Genomic DNA, 22,090 nt, shown 5'->3' on the forward strand with positions numbered 1-22,090 from the left:
GTGACGACATCGTCCTGACCAACAGCGCGGGCTTTGACGACTACATCAGCACCGGCGCCGGCAACGACCACATCACCGTCAGCAGCAGCCACGTCTGGGGCTGGGGCAACGTCTACGCCGGCGAGGGCGATGACACCCTCCTGGGCGGCAGCGGCACCGACATCAACCTCTTTGGCGAAGCCGGCAACGACTCCATCGACGGCGGCGCCGGCAACGACGCCCTGACCGACGGCGCCGGCGATGACACCCTGGTCGGCGGCACCGGCGACGACCGCCTCTATGCCGACTGGTCCAGCGCCACCACCGCCATCGTCGCCGACTTCTCCGACCCCAGCGCCACACAGGTGGTTCAGGGCAACACGATCACCGGTTTTGAGGCCTTCTGCCTGACCACGGGCTCAGGCGACGACGTGATCGTCACCAACGGCGGCGGCTTTGACGACTACCTCAGCACCGGCGCCGGCCACGACCACATCACGCTGGGCAGCAGCCATGTGTGGTCCTGGACCGCGGTGTACGCCGGCCTGGGCGACGACACCCTGATCGGCGCCGAGGGCAGTGATGCCGGCCTGTTTGGCGACGAGGGCCAGGACTGGCTGGAGGGCCGGGGCGGCGACGACCGCTTCTACGACGCGCTGGGCGACGACACCTATGTGGGCGGAACGGGTCTGGACTACATCGAGCTGCGCGCCGGCAGCGACACCGTGGTGCTGGGCGCCGCCAGCGGCGCCGACCGGGTGGCGGGCTTTGCAGCGGGCGACGACCACCTGGTCATCGACCAGACCCAGGGCACGGTGGGCAACGGCGACACCCTGCTGGAAAACGTGGCCACCACCGCCGGCCCCGGCGGCTTTGCCGCCGCCAGCGAGCTGGTGCTGGTGGACCATGACTTTGGCGCCAACCTGGACGCCGCGACCGTGGCCGCGTGGCTGGGCGCCGCCGACGACGCCTACGCCATGGGCCAGGGCAGCCTGTTCCTGGTGCGGGGTGGCGCGGACAGCGCGCTGTTCCAATTCACCGCCGCCGATGCCGGCGCCACCGTGGAGGCCAGTGAGCTGACCCTGCTGGCCACCCTGGCGGGCAGCACCGGCCTGGGTGCGGCCGACCTGGCCCTGCTGGGCTGAACGCTGCGGGCCGGGGCGCTGGCGGAGCCCGGCCGGCCGTTCAGGCGTCCGTCTGCAGCGCCGGCAGCCGCGCCAGTTCCGCCTCGCGCAGCACGCGCAGGCGTAGCTCGCCATCGGCCTCGCACAGGCCATGCAGCTCAATGCTGCGCTGGGTCTGCAACAGGCGCGCCAGGTAGGCCACCACCGCCGGCTCAATGACCTGCCCGGGCACCAAGACGGGGATGCCCGGCGGGTAGGGCACGATCTGGTCGCAGCACACCCGGCCATTGAGCGCCGGGTTGGGCTGGCCGCTGTCGTCCAGCACCGGCAGGCGCTCGCCACGCTCGTAGAAGGCGTCTCGCGGCAGGCAGGCCAGGCGCGAGAAGCGCGGCGCCTCGGGCATGCGGCCGTAGCTCAAGGGCGTGCGGCGCTCCTTGGCCAGCCGCAGCATGGCGTCAAACAGCCGGCTGGCCTTGGCGCGGGTGGTGCCAATGGTCAGCAGCAGCGTCAGGGTGTTGTGGGTGTTCTTCTCCACCTGGATGTTGAAACGGCTGATCAGCTCCTCGCGCAGCTCGTCGGCCCCCCAGCCGCTGGCCGAGAGGTCAATGGTGAGCTTGGTCGGGTCCAGGCGGATGCCATCGCCCTGCACGGCCTCGGGCAGCAGCTCGGCCAGCTCCAGCACCCGGAAGGCGCCGGTCGCGTTGATCTTCTCCCGCAGTTCGGCGGCCAGCTGCAGGCTGCGGTCCAGCAGCCGAAAGCCTTCCATCACCGCCTGGCGCCGCGCCACATCCAGGCTGGCGATCAGGTTGTACTGCGGGCTGGTGGAGGTGTGCATGTTGAAGTTCTCCCGGAACAGGTGCTCGTCGAAGTCCGGGTCGTTCACATGGATCATGCTGGCCTGAGAGAAGGCCGAAAGCACCTTGTGCGTGCTCTGGGTCACGTAGTCGGCGCCGCACTCCAGCGCGGTGGGCCGCAGGCCGGGGTGAAAACGCGCGTGGCCGTACCAGGCCTCGTCGACGATCACCTTGATGCCGGCGGCGTGCGCCATCTGCACGATGGGACGCAGGTCATAGCGCAGGCCGTCATAGGTGCAGCTGGTGAGGATGAGTACCTTGGCCTCGGGGTGGGCGGCGATGGCCGCACGCAGCGTGGCCAGTGGCACCGGGCCAAACAGGCCAAAGCGCCGGTTGACCGACGAGTCCAGGTACACCGGCCGCGCCCCCGAGAGGATCACCCCATGGTGCACGCTCTTGTGGCAGTTGCGGTCCAGCAGCAGGGTGTCGCCCGGCGTGAGCAGGGTCTGGAAGATGACCTTGTTCGAGGTGCTGGTGCCATTGGTGGCGAAGTAGGTCTTGCGCGCGCCAAAGGCCTGCGCGGCCAGCCGCTGCGCCTGCGCGATCACGCCGGTGGGGTGCATCAGCGAGTCCAGCGCCGGCACGCTGACCGAGAGGTCCGCCCGCAGCAGCTCCTCGCCCACAAAGTCATGGAAGTCGCCCACCCAGGGGCTGGCCTTGAACGAGTCCCCGCCGCCATGGCCGGGCGTGTGCCAGCTGTCTTTGGCCTGGGCCACGTAACGGCGCAGGGCGTCATAAAACGGCGTGGCCGACTTCTCAGCCACCTCGGCGGCCAGGATGCGGCACCAGCCCGCCAGGTCGGCTTCGTCACGAAAGAAGTAGCCGTCCACCGCGTCGCTGGCCAGGCGTTCCACCAACAGCTTGGCGGCGTCGTCTTCCAGCACCATGTAGAGCGAGAGCTCGGGCCGCGCCTGTGTCAGGCGCTGGGCGGTGGCCACCGCCTGCTCACCCGCGGCGGCGTCACCGCCAGCGCCGTGGTCTATCAGCACCCCCTGCAGGTCCTCACCCGCCTGCGGGCTCAGGGCATGTCGCAGGGCCTCGTCGCCCGGGGCGCTGGGCAAGGGATGCAGCACAAAAGGATGCGGTGCCAGGCGGTGCGCGGCCTCGGTCAGGCCGGCGGCCACCTGCTGGCGCCAGGCCGGATCGGCACTGACCACCAGGATGCGGGTGAGGGGTGCTGTCATGGATGAACGTCACTCCAGAACAAAGGGTGGGGCGAGTGTAGGAGCGGCCCGCCCGGCCCGGGAATTCAACGCGGCATCAACGCAGCCTGCCTAGAGTGCGCCGCATCCGCGGCCTTGGCGCCCTCCGCGGCGCCCGCGCCCCCCCCTTCTCCTGCCAGGCCACGCCCATGCGAACCTTGACCGCTCCCCACGCCCCCCAAGCCCTCCCCGGCACGCCCCGCACCGGCACAGAGGCCGCCGACGTGCTGCACGGCACCCTGGGCGACGACTGGCTGCAGGGTGGCGGTGGCGATGACTGGCTTGATGGCGGGCTGGGCAACGACCTGCTGGAAGGTGGTGAGGGCCACGACCAGCTGCGCGACGGCGGTGGCCTGGACACCCTGGTCGGCGGCGCCGGCAACGACCTCTACCGCGTGACCGCCACCACCACCCAGCTGGTCGAGCAGGCCGGACAGGGCCATGACGTGGTGGTGGCCGCCGTGGACTGGACACTGGGCGAGGCCCTGGAGGAGCTGCGCCTGACCGCCTCGGCCACCGCCCTCAACGGCACCGGCAACGCCCTGGACAACCGCCTGCTGGGCAATGCCCTGGACAACGTGCTGCTCGGCCTCGGCGGCCATGACGCACTGTGGGGCGCCGACGGAGCCGACACCCTGTCCGGCGGCGCGGGGCGGGACACCCTGGACGGCGGCCGGGGGGACGACCTGCTGAGCGGCGGCGCCGACGACGACACCTACCGGGTGGACAGCGTGGGCGACCTGGTGCAGGAGAGTGCGGACCGCGGCCACGACACCGTGCGGGCCAGCGTGGACTACACCCTGGGCCAGCACCTGGAGGACCTGGTGCTGACCGGCACCGCCCGGCTGGCCACGGGCAATGCGCTGGACAACCTGCTGACCGGCAACGGCCAGGACAACCTGCTGACCGGGGGCGCGGGACGGGACACGCTGGAAGGCGCCGGCGGACACGACACCCTGGTGGGCGGCGAAGGCGATGACTACTACCGGCTGCGCGGCCTGCCCGACGAGGTGGTGGAGCTGGCCGGCCAGGGCACGGACACGGTGGAGTCCAACGTCAGCCATGTCCTGGCCGAAGCGGTGGAGAACTTGGTGCTCACCAGCGCGGCCCTGCGCGGCACCGGCAACGCCCTGGACAACCACCTCACCGGCACCGCCGGCGCCAACGTGCTGGACGGAGGCGCCGGCGTGGACACCCTGGTGGGCGGTGCGGGTAACGACCTTTACCTGGTCGACGACACCGCCGACCAGGTGATCGAGCGGGCCGGCGAGGGCTGGGACAAGGTGCGCAGCAGCGTCAGCTACACCCTGGGTGAGCACCTGGAACGCCTGGTGCTCACCGGCACCGCCTACCAGGCCATCGGCAACGCGCTGGACAACCAGCTCAAGGGCAACGAGGTGGGCAACCTGCTGGACGGCGGCGCCGGGCGCGACACCCTGACCGGCGGCCTGGGCGATGACCTCTACCGCGTGGACGACACGGGCGACGTGGTGGAGGAAGGGGTCGGCGAGGGCGAGGACACGGTAGAGGCCAGCGTGGACTGGACCCTGGGCAGCGGCGTGGAGCATCTGCAGCTGACCGGTGCGGCCGTCACCGGCACCGGCCATGCGGGAGACAACCACCTGCGCGGCAACGCCGGAGACAACCTGCTCAGCGGCCTGGAGGGCCACGACCTGCTGCAGGGGGACGGGGGCGACGACGTGCTGCAGGGCGGCACCGGCAACGACACGCTGGCCGGCGAGGCCGGCGTCGACCTGCTGATCGGCGGCGGTGGTGACGACATCTACACGCTGGACGATGACGACGACCTGGTGGTGGAGCGCACCAGCGAAGGTCGCGACACCGTGGTCTACGGCGTGGCCGGCGGCGCCTGGACCCTGGCGGCCCAGGTCGAGAACCTGATCCTGACGGGCACGGCCCTGACCGGCCGCGGCAACGCCCTGGACAACCAGCTCACCGGCAATGCCCAGGACAACCTGCTGCAGGGCGACGCCGGGCACGACACCCTGGACGGCGGCGCCGGGGCCGACACCCTGGACGGCGGCAGTGGCGACGACCTCCTCTTCGTCGACCACACCGCCGAGGAGGTGCGCGGCGGTGACGGCGACGACACGGTGCAGGCCAGCGTCGCCTGGGCGCTGGGCGCGGACCTGGAAAACCTGGTGCTCACCGGCAACGATGACCTCACCGGCACCGGCAACACGCTGGACAACCGGATCACCGGCAACGACGGCGCCAACACCCTCGACGGCGGTGCCGGCGCCGACACGCTGGACGGCGGAACAGGCAACGATCTCTTCATCGTGGACACCGCTGACGACCAGGTCCTGGACGCTGGGGGGCAGGACACCGTGCGCGCCAGCGCCAGCTACACCCTGGGTGAAGACGTGGAAGTCCTGGAACTGACCGGTGGCGCGTCCCTGTCCGGCACCGGCAACGCACTGGCCAATCTGATCCAGGGCAATGACGGCGACAACACCTTGGACGGCGGCGCTGGCGCCGACCTGCTGTACGGGGGTCTGGGCAATGACCTGTACCTGGCCGACGACACCGGCGATTTGGTGGGATGGGACGCCGGCGGTCAGGACACCGTGCAGGCCAGCGTCGATCACACCCTGGGCGTGGGTGTGGAGACGCTGATCCTCACGCACGGCGCCCAGACAGGCATCGGCAACGCCTTGGACAATCTGATCGTCGGCACCGACGGTGACAACACGTTGGACGGCAGTCTGGGCCAGGACACCCTCCGGGGCGGGCTGGGCAACGATACCTATGTGGTCGACGACAACGTGGACATCGTGATTGACGATGGCGGCGAGGACACCATCGTGAGCAAGCTGTTTGGCATCAACCTCAACTTACACAGTTGGCCAGGCATTGAAAACGTCCGGCTGCACGAGGTCTGGTTCCACCCCGTCAGCGCGCACGCGATGTACCCGATGAACGCCACGGGCGATCAGGGCAACAACCAACTCTGGGGCAACAGCATCGGCAACAGCCTTTACGGCATGGGCGGGGACGACTCCCTCTACGGCGGAGACGGCGCCGACGAGCTGGAGGAGTACTCGGGAGCGAATCTGCTGGATGGTGGCGGCGGAGACGACATCCTGCGGGTCGAGTGCAGCAACAACACCTTGCTTGGCGGGGACGGCCGCGACCAGCTGTACGTCCGCTATGGCGCCTCGGGCGCCCAATGGCTCGATGGCGGCGAAGGCAATGACCGCCTGATCATCCAAGAAGCGTCCGCCGGCCGCATGACCCTGGAGGGCGGCCTGGGCGATGACGACTACCACCTGAGTGGCGCCCCGGCGCTGCTGACCGACATCGGTGGGCACGACACGGTCGCCGTGCTGGACTTCGACTGGGTCCTGCCCGAGGGGATCGACAACGTGGAACTCGACAGCAGCGGAGCCCGCCACGAGATCACCGGCAACGCGCTGAACAACCGCATCGACGGCTCCTACTTCGGCGACGATTTGGCCGGCGCCGAAGGCGATGACCTGCTGGTCGGCCACAACGGGGACGACCTGCTGTCCGGCGGCACCGGGCAGGACACCCTGTCGGGCGGGGAGGGCCGCAACACCCTGGTGGGTGGTGCCGGGTCAGACCTGATCCAGCTCTGGGACGGCCAGCCAGACACCGTTGTCCTGAACGACACGGGGGGCCACGACACTGTCACGGGTTTTCACCCGCAGGCCGTCTTGGCCCTGGATGCAGTCACGTTGCGGTTGGGCAATGGCGACGCCGTGGTGGACAGTGGCACCGTCCAGGCGCAGGGCCAGGGCTTCTCCAGCCAGGCAGAGGTGGTGATCTTCAGCCAGGCTGCCGCCAGCCTGGCGGCGCAAGACGCCGCCGACTTCCTTGGCAGCGCCGATGGCGCTTTCGTCCAGAGCGATGCCCGCGTGTTCGTGGTGAACGACGGCACCGACACCGGCGTGTACCTGTTTCAGTCGGCAGACAGCGACGCCACCGTCAGCGCCAGCGAGCTGACGCTGCTGGCCACCCTGAGTGGCACGGTGACGGTCGATCTGCCCAATCTGGTGTTCAGCGTCTGAGACGGGCGGCACGGGCGGCCCGCCCGTCGCCTGTCGCCCGAGGCCCCGGCCGGAGCCTGAGTCGGACTGCACCCAAAATAAGGGGCGGCCGGCACGCTGGCCGACCGCCCTGCGCGGGGGCCTGTCCAGGCAGGCCCCCGTCCCGCGTCACCACGATCTCGCTCCATGGCCCAGTCTCCGCAAGCCTCCGGCGCCCTGCGCCTTTTCCTGCTGCCCCAGCTGCGCTGGGCGGCGGGCTACAGCCTGGTGCTCAACATCGCGCTGCTGGCCCCGTCGCTGTACATGCTGCAGGTCTACGACCGGGTGCTGGTCACCCGCAGCGTGGAGACCCTGGTGATGCTCACCGTCATCACCGCGCTGACCCTGCTGGCGTATGGCCTGCTGGACCAGACCCGCAGCCGGCTGCTCACCGTGGCGGGCATGTCGCTGGAGCAGCGCTTCGGCCCGCTGCTGCTGCAGCAGGCCATCGTGCAATCGGCCCGCCAGGTGCCCGGCGCCAGCGGCGAACTGCTGCGCGACCTGGGCCAGCTGCGGGCCTTTCTCTCGGGCCCCGGGGTGGTGGGCCTGTTTGACGCGCCCTGGGCGGTGCTCTACATCTTGCTCATCGGCGCCTTTGACTGGCGCCTGGGCGCGGTGGCCCTGGGCGCCGCGCTGCTGCTGCTGGCCCTGACCGCCGCCAACGAGCGCCGGGTGCGTGCCGGCCTGAGCGACACCCTGGCCGATACCCGCGCCGCCGGCCGCTGGGCCGAGCGCAGCGTGGCCAATGCCGAGGTGGTGACCGCCCTGGGCATGAGCCAGACCTTGAGCCAGCGCTGGGCGGGCCAGACCGCCAGCGTGCACGACCGCAGCCTGGCGGTGAACGCCCGCACCGGCCTGCTCACCGCCAGCACCCGCACCCTGCGGCAGTTGGTGCAGGTGCTCATGATGGGCCTGGGCGCCTGGCTGGTGATCCACGAGGGCGCTTCGCCCGGCGTGATGATCGCCACCACCATCATCCTGGGCCGGGCCCTGGCGCCGGTGGAACAGCTCATCGCCGGCTGGAACGCCCTGACCGAGGCCCGCCTGGCCTTTGCGCGGCTGCAGCAGCAGCTGGACCGGCCGGCAGAGGGCGAGGTGGGCACCACCCTGCCCCGACCCAGCGGCCGCATCCAGGTGGAGGGCCTGACCCATGCCGCGCCCGAGAGCGGTCGCCTGCTGCTGCGCCAGGCCAGCTTTGAGGTGGCCCCGGGCGAGATCGTCGCCATGGTGGGCAACAGCGGCGCCGGCAAGACCACGCTGGCCCGGTTGCTGGTCGGCGTGCTGCGCCCCAGCGCCGGCGCGGTGCGCCTGGACGGCGCCGACATCCGGCAGTTCGACCCCCAGCGCCTGGGCGCCGCCCTGGGCTACCTGCCGCAGGACGTGGAGCTGTTCGCCGGCACCGTGGCCCAGAACATCGCCCGCTTCACCGAGGGTGAGGAGCCGGCGCACTCGGCGGCGGTGATCGCCGCGGCCCAGGCCGCCGGCGCCCACGAGCTGATCCTGCGCCTGCCGCAAGGCTATGACACGCCAGTGGGCGAAGGCGGCCGCCGGCTCTCGGGTGGCCAGCGCCAGCGCGTGGCCCTGGCCCGAGCCCTGTTTGGCGATCCGGCCGTGGTGGTGCTGGACGAACCCGACGCCAGCCTGGATGCCGAGGGCGAGGAGGCCCTGGTGGGCGCCCTGCAGGGCCTGAAAGCCCGTGGCGCCACGGTGATCACCGTCACCCAACGCCGGCGCCTGCTCTCGGTGGCCGACAAGTTGGTGGTGCTGCAAAACGGCCAGGTGGAACGGGTGGCCACCCGTCAGGAGTTGCAGGCCCAGGCCGCCGCCGGCCCAGGCGGTGCCGCCGGGTCGGCCCGCCCTGCGCCCGCCACGCCGCTGCGTGGCCCGGCCCACCCCGCCACCCCGGGAGCCGCCGCATGAACGCGCCCCAAACACCGCTGAACGCCACACCCGGCCCCGCGCTGGCCGACCCGATGGCCCCCACGCCCCCCAACCTGGACGCCCCGCACGCCGCAGGCGCCCCCGCGCCCGCCTGCAGCGAAACGCCCCTAGGGCCGGCCCCCGGCACGCAGGCGCCCCCTGCCCTGGCAGGACCTGCGGCCGCGCCCGTTCCCCTGCACCAGGTCGCCCAAGCCGCACGACGCCGGGGCCTGTGGATCATCGGCCTGTGGACGGGCGCCTTTGCCGCCTGGGCGCTGTGGGCGCCCATCTCGGGCGGTGTGGTGGCCCAGGGGCTGGTCAAGGTCGAGGCCAACCGCCGGGTCATCACCCACCGTGACGGTGGCACCGTGGCCCGCATCTTGGTGCACGACGGCCAGACGGTCAGCCAGGGCCAGCCCCTGCTGGTGCTGGAGGATGTGCGGGTGGACGCCTCGGTGGACCTGCTGCGGGGACAACTGGCCGCCGACCGACTGCGACGCGCCCGCCTGGAGGCCGAACTGGCGGGTGCCCCCCGCTGGGCGCCGCCAGCCGCCCTGCTGGCCGAGTTCAAGGGCGTGCCGGCCTTGTCCGAGCTGGCCGCCAAGGAACGCGCCACCTTCACCGCCCGCCGCCAGCACCTGGAGACCCAAATCACCGGTGAACAGCGCCAGGCCCAGGACACCCGCAGCGAGGTCGAGGTGCGCGAACGCGAGCGCCAGAGCGCCACCGAGGCCATCGCGCTCATGCGCGAGGAGCTGCGGCTGAACCAGCAGCTGGAGCAGGCCCAGTTCGTCAATCGGGCGCGCATCCTCACCTTGCAGCGCTCGGTGAGCGACTACGAGAGCCGCCTGCTCAACAACGACGCTGAACTGGCCCAGGCCCGCCAGCGCCTGGCCGGCTTTGCCGCCCGCGAAGCCAGCCTGCGCGAGGCCTACCGCCAGAACGCCGCTGACGAGCTGCGCGATGTGGCCGTGCGCCTGGCCGACACCGAGCAGCGCCTGCGCTCCAGCCGCGACGACCAGCAGCGCCAGACGGTGCTCGCCCCCGAAGCGGGCCGCCTGATGAACCTGCGGGTGAACACGCCCGGCTCCGCACTGGGGCCGCGCGAGCCCATCGTGGACCTGGTGCCGGCCGACGCCGCGCTGCACATCGAGGCCCGTATCCCCCTGGAGACCGGCGCCGACGTGCGGCCGGGCACCCCCGCCGAGGTGCACATCGTCACCGCCCACAGCCGGGGCGAGAAGCTGCTGGCCGGCCAGGTCACACGCGTCTCGGCCGACGCCGTGGAGGACCCGCGCAGTGGCGCGGCCTACCTGCTGGCCCAGGTCCAGGTGTCCCCCCAGGAGTTGGCCCGCAGCGGCCTGCCGCTGCAGCCCGGCCTGCCCGCCGAGGTCTACCTCCAGGTCAGCGAACGCACGCCGCTGGGTTTTCTGCTGGAGCCGGTGACCGGCTACTTCCGCCGCGCCTTCCGCGACCGCTGAGCAGCTGACAAGCCGTTCGACGCCCGCGCCGCCGACCATTTTTCCCCCGCCCCATGCGCGTCCTCTTCATCCACCAGAACCTGCCCGGCCAGTTCACCCACCAGATGCGCGCGCTGCAGGCCGCAGGCCACGAGGTGCTGGGCATCGTCGAGAAATCCGCCCTGCAGCGCTGCGCCGCCCTGCACCCCGGCATCGGCCTGCTGGGCTACGGGGTGCAGGCGCCCAAGGAACCTGGCGGCATCCACGCCTACCTGCGCGACGTGGACACCCAGGTGCGCCGGGGCCAGTCCGTGGCCCGCGCCCTGCTGGAACTCAAGAAGAAGGGTAAGGTGCCCGACTTGGTGGTGGCCCATCCCGGTTGGGGCGAGAGCCTGTTCATCCGCGACGTGCTGCCCGGGGTGCCGCTGGTCAACTACCTGGAGTTCTTCTTCTCCGCCCGCGGGGGCGACGTGAACTTTGACCCCGAGTTCCCGGCCACGCTGGACACCGAATGCCGGCTGACCGTGCGCAACGCGCTGTTCCTGTCCGCCCTGGAGAACTGCAGCGCGGGCGTGGCGCCCACCCCCTGGCAGCGGTCCCGCTTTCCGGCCACCTACCTGCCGCGCATCTCCGTCATCCATGAAGGCGTGGACACCCGCGCCATCACCCCGCAGGACGGCGCGCAGTGGACCTGGGAGGGACGCACCTACCGTCAGGGCGAGCCCATCGTCACCTACGTGGCCCGCGGGCTGGAGCCCTACCGGGGCTTTCACCTGTTCATGCGGGCCCTGCCCCGCTTGCTGCGCGAACACGCTGGCGCCCGGGTCATCCTGGTGGGCGGTGACGCGGTGAGCTACGGCAGCCGGCACCCCAGCGGCAAGAGCTGGCGTGAGGTGATGCTGGACGAGGTCGGCGACCAGCTGGACATGGCGCGGGTGCATTTCACCGGCCGCGTGCCGCATGCCGACCTGCACCAGATCTTCCGCGTCTCGGCCGCCCACGTGTACCTGACCTACCCCTTCGTGCTGTCGTGGTCGCTGCTGGAGGCCATGGCCTGCGGCGCGCTGGTCATCGGCAGCCGCACGGCCCCGGTGGAGGATGTGGTGGTGGACGGCGGCAACGGCCTGCTGGTGGACTTTTTCGACCAGGACGCGTTGCTGGACCGCATCACCCAGGCGCTGACCCAGCCCGGGCGCTGGGCGCCGTTGCGTCAGGCCGCCCGCGAGACGGTGGTCAACCGCTTTGACCTGCAAACCGTCTGCCTGCCCGAGGCCCTGCGCCTGCTCGACCGCGTGGCCGGCCGGGGCTGAGCCCGCGCCAGGCCAAGCGTGTCAGCGCAGGCCGTCCCAGAGCAGCTTGACGCCGGTGAGGAACATGCCCAGGTGGAAGATCCGGTAGAACCACACCGGATCGATGTGCCGCACCACCCGCAGGCCCAGCCACACGCCGACCGGCGCAAAGGGCATGAGCGCCAGTGAGGTGGCGATGTTGCGGCCGTCGATCAGGCCCAGCCAGGCATAGGGCACCCACTTGGAGAAGTTGATGACGGTGAACAGCACCGCACTGGTGGCGGTGAACACGATGGGCGCCAGGCGCTGCGGCAGCAGGTAGAAGCCCAACGGCGGGCCGCCCGCATGGGCCACAAAGCTGGTGAAGCCGGCCGTGGTGCCCAGCACCGCCCCCAGCCAGCGTGGCGGACTCGGCGCGTCCGCACGGGGTGGAAACACCACCCGGATCGCCAGGAACAGCAGGGTGATGGCCCCAACCACGCCCGCCACGGCCTGGGCCGGCAACGCCCCGAAGGACAGGGCGCCGATCACGATGCCCGCCAGCCCCGCCGGCACCAACAGCCGCAACAGCGCCCGATCGGCCTGCCGCACCAGGGCGGCCAGGCCCATCAGGTCCATCACCGCCAGCAGCGGCAGCATGATGGCCGCCGCCTGCGGCACCGGCACCGCCAACGCCATGATCGGCACCGCCAGCGCCCCGAAACCTGCCCCGAAGCCGCTCTTGGAGATGCCCATCAGCACCACGGCCGGTATCGCCACGGCATAGAACAGCGGATCGGTGATGAGATCGGGCATGCGGTCCGTGGCCTGGGCTGAAAAAGCAAAAAGCCCAGATGACGAATCAACTGGGTTTGCTGACGGTGCACGAATTTGGCGGAGAGAGAGGGATTCGAACCCTCGATACACGAGTACCTGTATACCGGATTTCGAGCCCTTTGCGCCTGTGCAGAGCGGCGCGTCAGCCAAATTTCTCAGTTCGCCATGCGGGACATGGCTTAAGGGCCGTCGAGCACGTCCTCGATGCCCGCACAACGGCCCAGCGAATTCCGTTGGGCGGTGCATCTCTGGTCCACCGCACGGTCGGGCCGACACGCTTGAGTGCCGGGCTGCGTGCTGTGGTCCGCTGTGCACAGGGGGTTTGCGGGGTGCCGACCGAGCAGCTTGCACGCAAGCGGACTACGCTCACGCACGCTTGGGACAGTGGGCTGCTGCCGGTTTTTCGGACACCTTGTTAAGGTAGAAGAAGGAACCGGAGGTGGTTTATGGGAACGAGAAGGCAGTTCAGCCGAGAGTTCAAGGTCGAGGCGGTCAAGCTGGTCAAGGATCGCGGGGTGTCGGTGGCGCAGGCCGCACGCGACCTGGAGGTGCACCAGACGGTGCTGCGCTCGTGGATCAGGGAGTTGGCGGCAGACCCGCAGCAGGCTTTCCCTGGCAAAGGCGTGATGAAGCCCGAGCAGGCCGAAGTCGAGCGACTGCGGCGTGAAGTGGCCAAGCTCAAGATGGAGCGTGACATCTTGAAAAAAGCCGCGGCCTACTTCGCCGAGGACTCACTGTGAGGTTTGAGTTCATGGCGAAGCACCGAGGAATCTGGCCGGTGGTGGTGATGTGCGAGGCGCTCGGTGTCTCGCGTAGTGGCTTCTACGACTGGCTGGAACGGCCGCAAAGCCAGCGCTGCTTGACCAACGAGGTGTTGGCCAAGCAGGTCAGGCAAAGCTTCGTGGGCAGCGACAGGACCTAGGGTGCACGCCGGGTTTGGCGCGACGTGCTGGCCAGCGGTTTGAACTGTGGCCTGCATCGGGTCGAGAAGCTCATGCAGCAACAGGCGCTGCGCGCCAGGCCCAGACGGCGTGGTCTGCCCAAGGACGACGGGCAACGCAGTGAGATCGCGGGCAACCTACTGGAGCGTCAGTTCAAAGCAGATGCCCCGAACCAGAAGTGGGTCGCCGACTTCACCTACATCTGGACCGCCGAGGGGTGGCTGTATGTGGCGGTGGTGCTGGACCTGTACTCCCGCAAGGTCGTGGGCTGGTCCATGCAGGCCAGCATGACCTCGCAGTTGGTGGCCGATGCGCTGATGATGGCGGTTTGGCGGCGTGGCAAACCCGCGGCGCTGATGCACCACTCGGACCAGGGCAGCCAATACACCAGTGGGCATTTCCAACAACTGCTCAAGGAGCAGGGCATCACCTGCAGCATGAGCCGGGCCGGCGAGGTCTGGGACAACTCGGCGATGGAGAGCTTCTTCAGTTCAATGAAGACCGAGCGCGTTGCGAGCAAGGTCTACAGAACGCGCGAGGAGGCGCGGGCTGATGTGTTCGACTACATCGAGCGGTTCTACAACCCGACTCGGCGGCATTCGACCATCGGCTACGTCAGCCCAGTACAGTTCGAACAAGCTCGAGGAGCTTAGGTCGGTGTCCAGAATTCCGGCAGCAGCCCAGCACACGTCAGTCTGCGGGCAGTCATTGTGTTCACTTCACGGTGAAGCGTGCGGTGGCTGGCTTGCCGCCGACGGTCACGACCGCGACGGCCTTGGTGCCGGGGCCGACCTTGAAGCTTCCGGTGGCTTCGAGCTTGTCGCCAGCCGGCTTCAGCTCGACTTCTTGCTTCTCGGCGCCGGTCAGCAGCGTGACCTTTGCGCTGGCCTTGGACACGTCAGCAGGCTTGCCGTGATCCCGCAGGTACAACTGGATCGCGGTGGGCTTGGCCACCAGCTCGTAGTCCATGTCCTTGACCTCGACCACGACGCCGCCATGCAGCGGCTTGTGCTCATGGGCATGGTCATGCTTGTCGCCGGCGGCGAAGGCCGAACCGGCAAGGGCGAGGGCGACGGAGGCGAGAACGGCGTGCATCTTCATGGGAGTCCTTTCAGGGTGGTGGATGGGAACAACGACGGGCAGAACGTGGTCACAGGGCCTCGGCATCCTTGTCGTCCAGCAGCGCCTCGGCCGGCTTGCGACCGAAGAGCCAGAACATCGCCGGCGTGAGGAAGGTGTCGAGCAGCGTCGAGCTGATCAGCCCGGAGAAGATGACCACGGCCACCGGGTGCAGCACCTCGGTGCCGGGCTGCTCGGCCTCGAACAGCAGCGGTGCCAGCGCAAACGCAGTGACCAGGGCGGTCATCAGCACCGGGCTCAGGCGCTCCAGCGAGCCACGCAGGATCATCTTCTGGTCGAAGGACTCGCCCTCGAAACGCATCAGGTTGACGTAGTGGCTGACCTTGAGGATGCCGTTGCGCACCGAGATGCCGGCCAGCGTGATGAATCCGACCAGCGCCGCCACGCTCAGCGGCTGGCCCGACAGCCAAAGGCCGATCACCGCACCGACCAGGGCCAACGGGATGTTCACCATGATCAGCGCCGACAGCGCAGCCGACTTGTAGCGGCTGTACAGCACCACGAACATCAGCGTCAGCGACACGATGGACAGCAGGCCGACCAGGCGCGAAGCCTCCTCCTGCGCCTGGAACTGCCCGCCCAGGGTGATGAAGTAGCCCTCGGGCAGCTTCGTCTCGGCGACCACCTTGCGGATGTCGGCCACGATCTCCGAGAGTGCCCGCCCGGACGCGTTGGCCGACAGCACGATGCGTCGTTTGCCGTCGTCGCGGCTGATCTGGTTGGGGCCGTCGCCGTCCTCGATCGTCGCGATCCTCGACAACGGGATGCGGCCGTTCGGTGTCTCGATCAGGATCTGGCCCAGGCCTTCGACCGACCGAGCCGTGTCGGGCAGGCGCACGACCAGCGCAAAGCGCCGGCCACCCTCGACGATCTGCGTGACCTTCTCGCCCTCGACCAGTGCCTGCAGCGCCGACAGCACCTGCGGTGCCGGCACGCCGTACTGCGCGGCTGCCGCGTAGTCGACGCGCACCTTGATCTGCGGCGCCAGCACCTGCTTCTCGATCTGCAGGTCCGCGATGCCCGGGATGGCGGCCAGCTTCGCGCGCAGGGCATCGGCCTGGCCCCGCAGCGCATCGAGATCCTCCCCGAAGATCTTGATGGCGATCTGCGAACGCACCCCCGACAGCATGTGGTCGATACGGTGCGAGATGGGCTGACCGATCTCCAGCGCCGCGGGCAGGTTGACCAGGCGCGCGCGGATGTCGGCCTTGATTTCGTCCATGCTGCGCGTCAGCTCGGCCGTGGGCTTCAAACCCACGTCGAGCTCGCTGACGTGCACCCCTTCGGCATGCTCATCCAGCTCGGCCCGGCCGCTGCGCCGCCCCACGTGCGTCACTTCCGGCACCTGCTTGACCAGCACCTCGGCCTGCCGCGCCAGCGCGGATGACTCCGTCAAGGTGACGCCGGGGTTCAGGCGCAGACCGATCAGCAGCGTGCCCTCGTTGAAGGGTGGCAGGAAGGTCGTCGGGAAGAACGGCACGGCGGCCGCGGCCACCAGCACCGCCGCGCCAGCGGTCGCCATGGCGGCCTTGGGCCGGTTCAGCACGCCCTGCAGGCTGCTGCGGTAGCCCGCCTTGAGCCAGGCCAGGACCTTGGTGTCGCCGTGGTCCAGGTTCTTCATCCGCGGCAGCAGGTAGAAGCTGAGCACGGGTGTCACCGTCACCGAGACGATCAGCGAAGCGAGCGTCGAGACGATGAAGGCGATGCCCAGCGGCACGAACAGCTTGCCTTCCAGCCCCGGCAGCGCGAACAGCGGGATGAAGACCAGCACGATGATGACCGTGGCGTACAGGATGGCCGAGCGCACCTCCATCGTGGCGTGTGCGACGACCTCGATCGGGTGCAGCCGGCTGTGCGGATGGTTGGCCCGGTCGGCCTTCAGCCGCCGCAGCACGTTCTCGACACCCACGACCGCGTCGTCGACCAGGCCACCGATGGCAATCGCCAGGCCGCCCAGCGTCATCGTGTTGATCGACAGGCCGAAGTACTTGAAGACCAGCGCGGTGATGAAGATCGATACGGGAATGGCCGTCAGCGCGATGATGGTCGGCCGCAGGGTGCCCAGGAAGAAGAACAGGATCACCGCCACGAAGACCGAGGCGCCGATCAGCTTGCCCTGCAGCGTGGTGATCGAGGCCTCGATGAAGCTGGCCTGGCGGAAGGTCACGCGCGGTGCCTCCATGCCGGCCGGCAGCGAAGCCTTCAACCCGACCAGCGCGTCCTCGATGGACTTGGTCAGCGCGATGGTGTCGGCCGTCGGCTGCTTCTGGATGCCCAGGATGACGGCCGGCTTCCCCTCGAAGCCCGCATCGCCGCGCTTGAGCGCCGCGGCGAAGGTCACCTCGGCGATCTGGCGCATCAGGATGGGCTGGCCATCCTTGGAGGTCAGTGCCAGGTTCTTCAGGTCATCGAGTCGCGAGGTCCGGCCCAGGTTGCGGATCAGGTACTCGCGACCGTTGAGCTCCAGGAATCCGCCGGAGGTGTTGGCCGAGTAGCCCTTGAGCGCCCCTTCGAGCTGCTCGTGGGTGATACCCAGTTCCGCCATGCGGGCGGTGTTGGGCTGGACCTGGAACTGCCGCACCTCGCCGCCGATGGGGATCACCTGCGCGACACCGGGCACCGACAGCAGCCTTGGCCGTAGCACCCAGTCGGCGTACTCGCGCACGGCCATCGGGCTGATCTTGCTCGGATCGACGGGAATCGCGATCTGCATGATCTCGCCCATGATCGAGCTGATCGGCCCCATGCGCGGCACCACACCCTCGGCGATGCCCTCCTCCATCGACGACAGCCGCTCCGACACCAGCTGCCGGGCGCGGAAGATGTCGGTGCTCCAGTCGAAGGTGACGTAGAGGAAGGACAGGCCGGCCGACGAGGTCGAGCGCACGGACTCCACGCCGGGCAGACCGTTCATGGTCGTCTCCAGCGGGAAGGTGATGAGCTGCTCCACCTCCTCGGCGGCCATGCCGCCGGCCTCGGTCATGATGGTGACGGTGGGCTTGTTGAGGTCCGGGAACACGTCCACCGGGGTACGGGACAGCGTGAACGCGCCGTAGGCCATCAGCACCACGCTGGCGATGATCACCAGCAGACGGTTCGTCAGGCTGTTGTCGAGTAGCCACTTGAACATGTCAGCGCACCTGGTTGATCAAGGTGGCGCCCTGGGTGGCGACGCGGTCACCAGCCTTCAAGCCCGACGTGACGGCGACGTTCAGGCCGTCCAGCGGCTCGGTCGTGACGGTGCGTGGCTCGAAGCGTTCGGGGGCGGTCTTGACCCAGACGACGGTCTGGTTGGCCGGGCTCTTCATCAGCGACGCGACGGGGACCGGGATGCCCTTGACCTTCTGCCTGGTCTGCACGAACACCCGCACCGGCTGGCCGACGGCCAGCCCGTTCAGGGCTGCGCCCTGCGCCCGGAAGCCCAGCGGCAGCGCCTGCTCGCGCAGGCTGCGCGCGGCGCCGACGAACACCAGCGGCACGCGCTGATTGCCGACCGCCAGCGTGGCGCTGCCGACATCGGCCCCCAGGGCCGGATCGAAGGCCAGGGCCTCGATGCGCAGGCGACCCGGATCGACGATCTCGAACAGCAGTTCGCGGGCATCGACGACCTGGCCGGCCACCACGTGGGCCGACGCGATCACACCGGACACCGGGGCCACCAGCGCCTCGCGCGTGGCCAGCCCGCCGCCGACGGCAGCGATGCGTTCGCCAAGGCTGGCTGCCTCGCTCTCGGCGGCCTCGATGTCCTTGCGCGGCACGGTGTCGGCCAGTTCCTTGAGGCGCGCGACGCGCTTGTCGGCGAGCGACTTGGCCGCACGCAGTTCGGCCAGTTGCGCGGACTGGTTCGATCGCTCGATGGGTGCCGCCGACGGCACGACATAGGCGAGCACGTCGCCCTTGCGCACCACTTGTCCAGGGCTGGGCAGGCCGCGCGGACCGGGCTCGATGCGACCGGCGTTCAGTGGCTGGACCTTGCCACCCGCGTTCGGATCCATCAGCACCTTGCCGTTCAGCTCGACCGAGCGCGGCAGTTCGGCCTCCTCGGTCACCATCGTGCGCACGCCGAGCTGGCGCTGGGCGGGCTTGGGCAGGAAGACGCTCCCATCGGGCTGCCGCTGGGGGCCGTTGGCGCTCGGCGCGGCCGGGGCATCGCCGTGGTCGTGCCCTTCGCCGGCCTGTGCGGGCCACACGGCGGCCAGGGCCAGCACGACGCCGAGCCCAGCGAGGTGGTTCGTGATGGCGCGCTTCATGCCGCACCTCCCGCTTGCGGCTGGCGAGCCGCCATCAGGCGCCTGCCACCGAGCACCACGACCGCCAGTGCGGCCAGGCCGCCGACAGCCCAGCCGGCGTACTCCTTCCACGAGTGCTGGTGGACCGGGTCATCGGCGTGCGGGGCCTCGTGCAGGTCGAGTTCCCCGGCCAGCAGGTCGACGTCGGAGCCCGCCGTCACCGTCGCGGTGATCGGCAGCACGCCGGGCTTCGGCGCTTCCTTCAGCACGATTTCGTAGGCGTCGTCGCCATGGGACTGTGCGCTGAACTTCGCGCCCGCGATCTCGAGATCGATCTTCGCGCCGCGCACAGGCGTGTTGTCGGCGAAGCGGTCCAGGTACAGCGTGACCTGCTTGCCGTCGAGCACGCCGACCAGCTCGAAGGTCTCGGAGACGGCTGCGAATCGCGGCAACGCCTTGCCGGTGGCGACGGGTGTTGCATCGCCGTGGTCATGGCCTTCGCCGGCCAAGGCCGGCATGCCGGTACCGAGCAGGAAGGCCGCGAGACTGAGCACGGCCAACGGATGGGTGGACTTCATGGGGTGGGATTCCTGAATGGGTTCGCTAAGGCGCGTTCGTTTCGTGCGGGACGCCGGGCTCATTGCGGCAGCAGGCCCAGCGCCTGGCGCCACGCCGAGATGGCTGCGGCGAGTTCGATGCGCGCACGCGCGGCCTGGCGCTCGGCGTCCGCGGCCTCGGACTCGATGCGCAAGCGGGTGGGCAGGTCGGTCTCGCCGAGCCGGAACGACTTGTCGAAGAAGCCTCGCGACTCCAGCGCAAGCCCCGCGCGTCGTTCGGCGGCCGCGAGCTGCGCGCGCGCGGCATCGGCGCGTGCCCGGGCAGCCTCACGTTCGCCCGCAAGGCGGGCACGTTCGAGCGCCATCTGCGCCTGCAACTCGACCGCTTCGGCGCGCGCAGTGGTCACGCGTGCGTCGTGTCGGGGTCCGGCGCCGAAGGGGATGCGCACACCGACGGTGAAGGTCTGGTTGTGGGACTCCCCGTAGGCGCCCCGATCGCGGGTGGCGGCGATCGTCAGCTCCGGGCTGGCACGTGATTGGGTGGCAGCCAGCGCGATCGCTCCCTCGGCGACCGCTGCGCGGTCCTTCAGCGCAAGCAGTTCGGCATGGTCGTCCATCTCGGCCGTGGCAGTTGCCGGAGTGGGCGGCTCGGGCTCGGCCTGGCTCGGCATGGCGCTGGCCAGGCCGACGGCGGGCATGGCGGTCAGCGAGCGAAGATGCTGCTGCGCGACCGTGAGCGCACCGTCTGCCTGCGCAACGGCGCCTTCGGCCGCAGCCACCGCGGCATCGGCTTGGTGCTGGTCGGCTCGGGCCAGATCCCCAGCCTTCAGGCGCTTGCCCACGTCGGCCGCGATGCGGCGAACGTTTTCCAGTTGGCCGCGCGCGGCTTCCAGCTCCGCGTGTGCCCGCTGCCAGGACCACCAGGCTTCCCGCACGGCGGCCGCGATGCGCAGCTGGGCCGCAGTGGTCCGGCTCTCGACAGCACGGCCTTCGGCGTCGGCCAGTGCCTGGCTGCGACCGCGTTCACCCGGCAGCCACAGCGGGATGGCGACGCCGACTTCGTATTCCCGCGTGCCGACGTTTCGGTTCAGGCGGTCCGTCTTGGTCGACAGCTCCATGGCGACAGGCTCGGGCGTCCACGACTGGGCGGCCTGCGCCTGAGCGCGTGCCGCATCCCGCCGTGTCGCGAGCGCCAGTGCTTCAGGCTGGCGGGCCCATGCCGCTTCAAAGGCCCCGCGCAGGGTCAGCGGGTCCTGCGCTGCGGGCGGTACCGCTGTTTGCGCGTGCGCTTGGATCAGGCCGCCTGTCAGTGCGGCAGCCAGTGCCAGGGTCAGGGTGGCGCGGGCAGTGTGTGGCCACCGCCCGGCAGCCGGAAATCTTCTTCGGTGCATCCGATGCTCCAGTGTTGAGAACAACCCACGGGAGATCGGCGAGAGGCGACGCTGAGGGACTCAGGTCGGATCGGGCCTCGAACGGCGCCACTGACCGATGCGTCAGGAGGCGCGCGCGCAGGCGCGAACGGGCTTCAGGAAGGGAAGAGACCCGCCTCGCCGATCAGGCGAGGGGCAGCCACTGAGGGCGTTCGGGCGGGCTTTGCGCGATCGTGCGTACGATGCCGTCGACCGGTGTGACCGGATGCGAGGTCAGGGCGAGCGGCGTCGTCTCATCCATCGGTGCAGGCATGCCGGCACAGGTGCCGTGGCAATGGCCGCAATCGAAGTCGAACCCGGCCGGCGCGCTCTGGTCCGCCGGCGCACTGTCGTGGTCGGCAGTGGCCTGGCCGGTGTGCTGGTGCTCGTGGTGGCCCAAGTGCTGGGCTTGCGGGTCACTCTCGTGTCCGCAGTACACCGCCACGGCCGCCCAGCTGAACTGGAGCGGCAGCAGGGCGAGCATGAGGATGGCAAGCCAGCGGCGCATGGAGAAGAGTCTAGCAGCTACAGGGTTCGGGCAGGGGTCACGCGCTGAGCGCCGTGACCGGCATCACCGCTTTTCGGCACGGATGCGCCGGACCTGAGCGTTTATTCGGTGCCGGATCACTGGCCTGACCTGAACTCGCGTGGGGGGGCGAAGCGCTCACCCCCGCGCAAGGAGTGCATCACCATGAAGACCAGTAGTTCCAGCTGCCTGAAGGCACATCGGACCCAGTCCATCAACACCACGGCGCACGTTCAGCCCGGTCAGAAGTTCAAGAACCTCGACCTCGCCCAGAAGCTTGCCTTCCTGCAATTGCAGCATGACCAGCACGGCACGCTTCGCGCGTGGACAGACGCCGACGCGGCAAAGGCCCTCGACGCCCTGGTCGCCCTGAACGAAGAGCAGATGCGCCGGCGGTATGCCGCGAACGTGCGTCGCCTGCGCATGGCGCTGGAACAGGACCACGGCAGTGTGCTGCGCCCGGCGGTGCGCCCTGCCGCGCAGATTCCCTACGACGAGGACGAGCGCGACCCCTTCGAGATCATTCCCGACTACTTCAACGTGCGCAGCCACGAAAGCACGAAAGACGGCA

The 22,090-nt window shown here is 69.7% G+C and carries 14 protein-coding genes and 1 pseudogene; 6 read left to right on the top strand and 9 right to left on the bottom strand.

The annotated features are described in order from the left end of the window. Window positions 1-1,124: calcium-binding protein (locus G3A44_RS09880; protein WP_163457355.1), on the top strand; the 1,124-nt coding region annotated here is incomplete at its 5' end. Between the two features lie 40 nt (window positions 1,125-1,164). On the opposite strand, the gene G3A44_RS09885 is transcribed toward G3A44_RS09880, so the two are convergent. Then, complete coding sequence (locus G3A44_RS09885) at window positions 1,165-3,141, bottom strand: aminotransferase class I/II-fold pyridoxal phosphate-dependent enzyme (protein WP_163457356.1); 1,977 nt, start codon at window positions 3,139-3,141, stop codon at window positions 1,165-1,167. Window positions 3,142-3,308: 167 nt separating this feature from the next. Here G3A44_RS09885 and G3A44_RS09890 point away from each other — a divergent pair, with 167 nt between their 5' ends. The 4 genes from G3A44_RS09890 (at window position 3,309) to G3A44_RS09905 (ending at window position 11,922) form a co-directional block, all read left to right on the top strand. Continuing rightward, a complete protein-coding gene (locus G3A44_RS09890; protein WP_163457357.1) occupies window positions 3,309-7,214 on the top strand; it encodes a calcium-binding protein in 3,906 nt (1,301 codons plus the stop codon). Between the two features lie 165 nt (window positions 7,215-7,379). Beyond that, window positions 7,380-9,152 carry a type I secretion system permease/ATPase gene (locus G3A44_RS09895; RefSeq protein WP_163457358.1) on the top strand — a complete coding sequence of 591 codons (1,773 nt, stop codon included), beginning with the start codon at window positions 7,380-7,382 and terminating at the stop codon, window positions 9,150-9,152. Then, the gene (locus G3A44_RS09900; protein ID WP_163457359.1) at window positions 9,149-10,633 is read left to right on the top strand and encodes an HlyD family type I secretion periplasmic adaptor subunit; all 1,485 of its coding nucleotides are present in this window, start codon (window positions 9,149-9,151) and stop codon (window positions 10,631-10,633) included. The genes G3A44_RS09895 and G3A44_RS09900 overlap by 4 nt, the downstream gene beginning before the upstream one ends. A 53-nt stretch (window positions 10,634-10,686) precedes the next feature. Beyond that, window positions 10,687-11,922 (top strand): glycosyltransferase family 4 protein, encoded by a 1,236-nt coding sequence (locus G3A44_RS09905; RefSeq protein ID WP_163457360.1) that lies wholly within the window; start codon window positions 10,687-10,689, stop codon window positions 11,920-11,922. A 21-nt stretch (window positions 11,923-11,943) separates the two neighbouring features. Here G3A44_RS09905 and G3A44_RS09910 read toward each other — a convergent pair whose 3' ends face one another. Next, on the bottom strand, window positions 11,944-12,696 hold the full coding sequence (locus G3A44_RS09910; protein ID WP_163457361.1) for a sulfite exporter TauE/SafE family protein: 753 nt from the start codon (window positions 12,694-12,696) through the stop codon (window positions 11,944-11,946). Window positions 12,697-13,163: 467 nt separating this feature from the next. On the opposite strand from G3A44_RS09910, the pseudogene G3A44_RS09915 reads away from it, so the two are divergent. Further along, window positions 13,164-14,311 (top strand): annotated as a pseudogene (locus G3A44_RS09915) (IS3 family transposase). Window positions 14,312-14,372: 61 nt separating this feature from the next. Here the strand turns inward: G3A44_RS09915 and G3A44_RS09920 are convergent. The 7 genes from G3A44_RS09920 to G3A44_RS09950 form a co-directional block, all read right to left on the bottom strand. Beyond that, complete coding sequence (locus G3A44_RS09920; RefSeq protein WP_163457362.1) at window positions 14,373-14,759, bottom strand: hypothetical protein; 387 nt, start codon at window positions 14,757-14,759, stop codon at window positions 14,373-14,375. A 49-nt stretch (window positions 14,760-14,808) separates the two neighbouring features. Continuing rightward, entirely contained in the window at window positions 14,809-17,928 is a 3,120-nt protein-coding gene (locus tag G3A44_RS09925) for an efflux RND transporter permease subunit (protein ID WP_163457363.1), read from the bottom strand. 1 nt (window position 17,929) lies between these two features. After that, complete coding sequence (locus G3A44_RS09930) at window positions 17,930-19,048, bottom strand: efflux RND transporter periplasmic adaptor subunit (RefSeq protein ID WP_163457364.1); 1,119 nt, start codon at window positions 19,046-19,048, stop codon at window positions 17,930-17,932. Continuing rightward, window positions 19,045-19,605, bottom strand: a complete 561-nt coding sequence (locus G3A44_RS09935) for a hypothetical protein (RefSeq protein ID WP_163457365.1) — start codon at window positions 19,603-19,605, stop codon at window positions 19,045-19,047. Before G3A44_RS09935 ends, G3A44_RS09930 begins: the two co-directional genes overlap by 4 nt. Window positions 19,606-19,664: 59 nt before the next feature. Further along, a complete protein-coding gene (locus G3A44_RS09940; protein ID WP_163457366.1) occupies window positions 19,665-20,975 on the bottom strand; it encodes a TolC family protein in 1,311 nt (436 codons plus the stop codon). Window positions 20,976-21,138: 163 nt separating this feature from the next. After that, window positions 21,139-21,501: a DUF2946 family protein gene (locus G3A44_RS09945; RefSeq protein WP_163457367.1), complete on the bottom strand. Its 363-nt coding sequence runs from the start codon at window positions 21,499-21,501 to the stop codon at window positions 21,139-21,141. Window positions 21,502-21,657: 156 nt separating this feature from the next. After that, a complete protein-coding gene (locus G3A44_RS09950; protein ID WP_163457368.1) occupies window positions 21,658-22,071 on the bottom strand; it encodes a hypothetical protein in 414 nt (137 codons plus the stop codon). Window positions 22,072-22,090 lie beyond the last annotated feature (19 nt).

The sequence above is a fragment of the Ideonella livida genome (assembly GCF_010499455.1).
In the GTDB taxonomy this organism is placed as follows: domain Bacteria; phylum Pseudomonadota; class Gammaproteobacteria; order Burkholderiales; family Burkholderiaceae_C; genus Ideonella; species Ideonella livida.